This is a genomic window from Candidatus Cloacimonadota bacterium (genome assembly GCA_034661015.1).
GTDB lineage: Bacteria > Cloacimonadota > Cloacimonadia > JGIOTU-2 > JGIOTU-2 > JAYEKN01.
Window position 1 is genome coordinate 1 of sequence record JAYEKN010000306.1, and the last position, 7,343, is coordinate 7,343.

Annotated in this window: 4 protein-coding genes; all 4 read right to left on the reverse strand. The window is 37.6% G+C overall.

Features of this window, described 5'->3' with window-relative positions:
* Positions 1-35 precede the first annotated feature (35 nt).
* Positions 36-3,197 (reverse strand): efflux RND transporter permease subunit, encoded by a 3,162-nt coding sequence (locus U9P79_10745; protein ID MEA2105090.1) that lies wholly within the window; start codon positions 3,195-3,197, stop codon positions 36-38.
* A 569-nt stretch (positions 3,198-3,766) separates the two neighbouring features.
* Complete coding sequence (locus tag U9P79_10750) at positions 3,767-4,882, reverse strand: efflux RND transporter periplasmic adaptor subunit (GenBank protein ID MEA2105091.1); 1,116 nt, start codon at positions 4,880-4,882, stop codon at positions 3,767-3,769.
* An 82-nt stretch (positions 4,883-4,964) separates the two neighbouring features.
* Positions 4,965-6,290: a TolC family protein gene (locus tag U9P79_10755; GenBank protein MEA2105092.1), complete on the reverse strand. Its 1,326-nt coding sequence runs from the start codon at positions 6,288-6,290 to the stop codon at positions 4,965-4,967.
* Positions 6,291-6,872 (reverse strand): PadR family transcriptional regulator, encoded by a 582-nt coding sequence (locus tag U9P79_10760; protein MEA2105093.1) that lies wholly within the window; start codon positions 6,870-6,872, stop codon positions 6,291-6,293.
* Positions 6,873-7,343 lie beyond the last annotated feature (471 nt).

A 7,343-nucleotide genomic window follows, 5' to 3' on the forward strand; every position in this document is an offset into this window, starting at 1 on the left:
TTGAACCACCTTCAGCAAATCACTAAATCATCCCTCTAATCTTTCACACACTCCTTAAAACTTTTATGGGTTTTAAATCGGGTGATTCCCATTTTTCCAAACATAGAATCAACAAGCGAGTAGATAACCGGAATCACAATCAGGGTGAGCAGGGTGGCAAACGCCAAACCAAAGGCGATGCTTACAGCCATAGGCTTCCAATCTTGAGTTGCACTCGCTGTAGAGAGAATGATCGGCATGAATCCGGCAATTGTGGTTACGGTCGTCATCAGAATTGGACGCAAGCGAATAGTTCCTGCATTTATTAAAGAATTCCAGCGGTCAATACCACGTTCTCGTTCTCTGTTTACAAAATCAACCACCACGAGCGAATCGTTCACCACAATTCCAGCCAGAGCTACAACTGCGATCATAGTCATCATAGAAAATGGGAGACCGGTTATAACAAGTCCGAAAATAACACCAATAATTGCGAAAGGAATCGTGAGCATCACAATGAAGGGCTGCACATAGGAATTAAATTGGGTAGCGAGAATCGTGAAAATGAGCAAGAGTGCTATTCCCAAAGCGAAATATAAGGAACCATAAACCTCACTTTGTTGCTCGGCTGTTCCACCATATTCCAATTGGTAATCGGGAAATTTATCTTTAAAATTTTCCAAAATTCCTTTTTGTCCCGTAAGTTTATTACCCCGAAGATAATTTGTTACTTCATCAGGAGTGCGAATTTTTTTCTCTTCGTTTTCCATGTAGGGACTAACACTTCCGGTAATTGTGAGAACTCGTTTTCCATTATAATGCTGGATTGTGGAATAACCCGAACTAATCACAAAATCTGCAAGTTCTTTTATCGGGATCATATCACCGGTCATGGTGCGTATCTTAAGATCTCCCAAGTCGGACAGATCATCAATCTGTTCCTCTTCCACTCTCACGATGATGTCATATTCATCCATTTCCGCACCTCGGAATTTAGAAACCACCGCACCGTAGGAGGCGGTAGAAATGAGACTTGAAATATCGTTTACAGTTAGATTGTACAAACCGAGTTTATCGTGGTGTGGAATGATCTTTATCTCTTTTTTCCCGTCATCCGTGTTTGTTTCCAGATCAGCAACTCCCGGATATTTTTCTAATTTTTCTGTAATATAATTTGCAATATATTCCAACCTCTCAAAATTATCGCCTTTAATACGCAATTCGATATCATTGCCGGTTGGGGGACCACCCTTTTCACCCTCAAAAAATTTATAAGAAAATAATCCGGCTAAGTTATCGAGATATTCCCGAATAGATTGTTTAATCTGCGAATGAGAATAGGTCATGTCATCAGTATCTAGCAGGTCTATTTTAATCTCTGCATTTGATGTTTCGACATTTCTTCTGTGACTTTCCGTATATTGTCCCACCGTGCTAACGATTGCCTCCACATCCGAATTTTCTTTCATGTTCCGAATATAATCTTCGATTTTACTGACCATTTCATTTGTTTTTTCCAGATTAGTGCCTACCGGTGTTTCCAGATTAAGAACCATCGTAGAAGAAGAGTGCTGTGGAAAAAATTGAAATTTTACGAGATGCAAAGCTACAGATGAAATTGCTGCAAACAGAGCGACCACAACTACTATCACAGTTATAAGGCGATGCCCCAGAGCCTTCTTGATAAATTTTCTATACCATTTTATTAACCAATCGTGTAATTTGTGAGGTTCTTTTTTAATGTTCATTTTTTTCTTGTCTCCCAGATCTGCGGTGTGGGAGGGTAATATGAGCAGGCATTCAATCAGGGAGGCGGTTAAAGCCAATGCGACTACGATCGGGAAAACTCTCATAAATTTTCCCATCATCCCCTTCATAAGTAACATAGGGAGAAAAGCGGCAATCGTGGTAGCTACTGCCGAAATTACAGGCCACATAATTTCCTGCGTTCCTTTGATGGCAGCATCTTTTCGGCTCAACCCCATTTCGCGATAGCGATGAATGTTTTCCAGAACGATTATAGCATCATCCACGATCATCCCGATGACGAGGATCAGGGAAAACAAACTTAGATTATTCATTGTAATATCAAACTGCCGCATAAGGATAAAAGTTAGCATAAAACTAAATGGAATTCCCCAAGCAGCAAAAAGGGCATTTCTCCATCCGATAAAAATCAAAAGAGTGAAAAATACCAATATTATACCAAAAAGAGCATTTTGGCTGAGAGTTGAAATACTGTTTTGAACATCAATGGAGCCGTCATTTCGAACCTCGAACAATAAGCCGGGAATTCTTTCTTGAAACTCTTTCGATTTCTCCCGAACATTATCCATAACTTTTATAATGTTGCCATCAACCTTTTTGAAAATATTTACATTTACTGCCCGAACACCATTCAATTTACCAATTGTAGAACTTTTTTGCAACGTGTCTTTTACTACTGCCACATCTTTTATGCGGATTGCCCGACCGTTCTTGTCCATTTTTATAATTACATCATTTATTTCCTCTACCTGTCCAAACTCTCCCACTGTTCTGACCAAAAATTCTGCTCTTCCAAATTTTAATGTGCCACCCGGAACATTTTTATTTCGCAAATTTATTGCCCGATATATATCATTTAGAGTAATTCCATATTGATCCAACTTGCTTGTATTATTTTCAACCCAGATTTCTCTATCTCGTGTTCCCGCTATTTCCACTTTGGAAATATAGTTCAAATGCATTATTTCATCTCGGTAATCTTCTGCAATCTCTCTGATAGAATTTGGCGAAAAATCACCACCGAGAACAACGGTACACATCTCATTAACTTCTCGCATATTCAATCTGATAATAATGGGGTCGTCGGCTCCTTCCGGCAATCCGTAAACTTTATCCATCTCGGTATTCAGGTCGTTCCACGCCCGATCTATGTCTGCGTTCGGTTCCATGATGATAAAAATTGTTGCTCTGCCCGATTCACAAGAAGATTGATAATAATCAATATTTTCCAAATCGTCAATCTCATCCTCAATTTTTTTTACGATGAAATTTTCCATCTCAGCAGGTGAAACTCCTCGATAATTAATTAAAATATAGAATGCCCCGAAATCAACGGCTGGCATCTCTTCTTTGGGTATATCAATCATCGTATAAATACCGAATATAAATACAATGATCATTATCATATTTATCAGTTTGCTATTATTTACAGAAAATTTTGCTATTGACATGGGGCTCCTTTTTTTACTTATATGCAATTATTTTACACACGAAGGGACTCGTGTGCCACATTGTTTTGATTTTTTTAACATTTAATTTTGATATTTGTCGTTTGAAATTTATCACTGTTTGCCGTTTTGGAAATAGGGACTGCGGATTGTTTTCCTGTGACTCCAAACTGGGGTTTGGAAACAAATTGCGTTCCCAAGCTGGGGCTTGGGAACGAGATTGGAGAGAGGGCTTGGGAACGAGACTAGAGAGAAGGCTTGGGAACGAGATTGGAGGGAGAGCTTGGGAACGAGATTGGAGAGGGGACTTGGGAACGAGATTGGAGGGAGAGCTTGGGGAGGATATTGGGATGGCTGATTGGGGGCGATAGGTAAGGATCGAAATTGGTAATATTTCATTTGTTTGCATTTTCGTGTGTTTTGTGTATTTCGTGGTCATTTTTCCCCTTTTTTCACCGCCGAGAACGGAGAGAACGCAGAGTTTATTTCACTGGGATTTCACTGGGTTCCTTTTTCGTGTTTTTCCGTGTGTTTCGTGGTCCATTTTTCCGTCTTCCGTTTTCCGTCTTCCATCAATAACTCTTTATCTCTACTTTAGCTCCGTTGCTTAGGTTATCGTAGCCTTCTACCACAAGTTTATCACCCTTCTTCAACCCATTTGTAATGATTACATCCCGTTTCACTTTTTTTCCGAGTTCAACCTTTTGTTCATAGGCTTTATTATTTTCATCAATAATATAAACATATTTATCGTCGTATTTTTCGAGAATATTATTCATTGAAGTAAAGAACACATCTTTGTGGGTTTTACTTTGGATGTAACCCTCCACAACCATACCGGGAAGAAGTTTCTCATTCTGATTTTCGATTTCGATTTCGATGGGATAATTTGCAGTTCCGCGTAATGGTTTTATACCTACGCCAGTAATTTTGCCGGTAAATGTTTCCTTAAATCCATTATTTTTTATCATAACCGACTGCCCTTTTTTGACATTAAGAATATCCGATTCGGAAAGTCCTGTTTTAATTTTCAATTTTTTGGAATTAACAATTGTGCAGATCGGATTTCCTCCTCCTATCATTTCCCCTATTTCAATATTCAGATTTGTGATGTAACCGGAGACAGGAGCAACAAATTCTGAGTTCTCGAGAGCTCGTTTTTTCATTTCCAGCGAAACTTTTGCTCCTTCGAGAGCTGCGGTGGCATTGTTTTTGGCAATCTTCGCCTGTAAAAATTCCTGCTGGGAAATTTTGTTTTCCTTATACAATTTTTCAGATGATTGTAGATTAAGTTGTGCAGACTCAAGAGAGGCTTGTGCACCACTTAAACCGGCTTTAGATTGTAAAACCTGAATTTTATAATCCGAATTATCAATCCTGCCGATCGTTTGACCTTTTTCTACCCAATCACCTAAATATTTATGCACTTCCAAAACTTTTCCATTTGTTTCACTGGTGAAAACAATGTCTGTAATTCCTTCCAATGATCCAACAACCTTAACATATTCTTGCAAATTTTCCGGAATTACTTCCTGAATAATTACCGGAACAGCTTTTGCTTCCATTGCAAATCCGGGTCTTCTTTCTGTTTTTGCCCGGTCGGAATTACCGTTCGTTTTTTTGTCACAACCCCCAAAAGCAAGGGTGATAATTATTAATAGAATAATAATTTTTTTGAATTTAAACATTTGTTCTCCTATTTTTTTGCCGCCAATTTACATTAATTTTTTTCTATCTACAATAATTCGTGTCCATTCGCGGCTTATATTTTTATTTTTGAATAATTCGATATAAAACATTTGTGTCTTCGATTCCCATTTGTTGCATGAGCGATGATTTTGTTCGCAGAAAATCATAAAAAGATTTTGTGTATTGGCTTTGCGATGAAATGAAAAGCACTTGAGCGGACAGCAAATCGTTCGTGCTGATCAGTCCGCTGGAATAACGCTCTTGCATTTGTTTGTAAGTTTCTTCTGCTTGTTCTTTGGCTTTTTTCGCTGCGGAAACAGACTTGGCGCTGGAAACCAGATTCAAAAATGAACTGCTCAAAGATAATTTGATCCCATTTTCTGCAGAAATCTTTTGCAATTCTGTTTTTTTAAGATTATGTTTTGCCTTTAACACGCCTGTTCCGGAATCCACAAGTGGAAAAAGGGGAAGCGAAGCGGAAAGGGTTAGATTTTGCGAGTCGTCATAATCATTCATAAAATCATATTTATTCCAACTTTTTGAATATGAGAGATTGAGCGACGGTAAAAAATTTCCCTCAGCCATAAGCAATGCCTTTTTGCCTGTTTTACAAGAAATGGAGGAAATTTTCAAAGAAGGATTTTTGCTAAAACCAATCTCAATAATCTCACCGGTGATATTATCTGTTTCTTCTATTGAAATATTCTGCAAATGTTTTAATATTTTGGAATATTTATAAAATTCGATTGGCTGCAATTCTGGAATAACCGCAAGTTGTAAGAAATTTGCAATTTGCAATTTGCTCGTCTGATACAAATTTTGTGCTTGAATCAGGTTAACCTCTTTTGATGTTTTCTCGGACTGGAGTTGAAGATAATCCGCTCGGGAAATTATTCCTGAATTATATTTCATTTCTGCTACATCGAGATTGGTTATTGCAGATTGAAGAGCTTTTTTGGCTATCTTTAGGAGGCTTTTATTTTCCAAAACAGAAAAATATTTTGACTCCACCTCAGCGAGTGTTTCCAATTTTTTCATTTGATAGGATTGTTCTGAAATTTGCAGAGCATCATTTTTTATGCGAGAATTCAACCAGATTTTCCCTCCGTTGAACAAAGGTTGGGATATTTGAATTCTGTAAGATTTTGACGATTCAGCAGTAGGTCCTGCACCAAAATTTTGATCCGGTTTGTATTTAGTGTACGAATTAGAAATATTTGCGGAAGGCAGTAATCCTGAAATTGCATTTAGATTATCCATTTTCGCTGATTTTAGTTCTTCCTTTTGGGCTAGCAAATCGGGATTATTTTTAAGAGCGAGAATTTTTGCATTTTCAAGCGAAATTTGATTTGCGATCAGGTTACTTGCGAGTAATAAAAAAACTATGAGGACGACATTTTTTTTCATTTAATCCTCCTGAATAAAAATGCTTTTATTTTCCGGTAGTAAAGCTTCTTGTTTCATTTGCTCGAGGGCTTCTGCGCTGGCTTGTTGGAATTTTTTCATCATATTTTCTACGATTTTACCATAAAAGGGCATATCGTCCAACATGCCGGACCGCAGTGCTTGATTTTTTTTCTCCAACATCTTCTCTTCAAATTTATTACTGATTTGTATTCTATTTTCAATTGCCTTAATAAATTCGGTTTGAGTAAGATTTCCTTTGGCAAATCTTAGATAATGCCAAAATTCCGGCGGAGATGTAAATTTTTTTGTGAAAAAGAAGGATTTCAGAATTTCTCTGATATGTTTTTTCCCTTCCGGTGTAATGTGAAAAACTTTTCGAGGTGGTTTCCCGACCTCGGTTTGATATTCACCGGAAATATATTTTTCATCTTCCAATCTATTCAAGGCTTTGTAAACAGAAGGCTTTTTCACAGCCATCCAGTCATGAATTCCTTTACCCAAAAAGAACTCGGCTATCCTGTAACCATGCATGGATTTTTGAGAAAGCAAACCCAAAACGATTAGATCTAATTTTGGCACCATAATTTTTTCTCCGAATTTTTTCCTAAAATATATGTGATAGTATATTATTGTCAAGTAGAATAGTATAAAAGGTAATACAGAAAGGGAAAAAGGGAGAAGGGAAAAACAATGAATAATGTAGAATCCGCCGGTGGGCGGACAGGTTGTAGAATGAAAAAAGGAACCCAGTGAAATCCCAGTGAAATAAAAAAGATAAAATCATTTCACGGGATAAATAAAACAAACAAAGGCATTTCACTGGTCAGAAAAAGTAAAATAAACTCTGCGTTCTCTCCGTTCTCGGCGGTGAAAAAAGGGAAAAGGGAAAAGGGAAAAAGGAGAAGGGAAAAGGGAAAAAATGACCACGAAATACACGAAATACACGAAAAAAATCAAATTTTAAATCAGCACCAGAGGTGCGGAATCTTTGTAGCATAAGGCGTTAGCCTTATGTTCGATGAATAAAAGAACAAAAGCACCGTAGGTGCGACA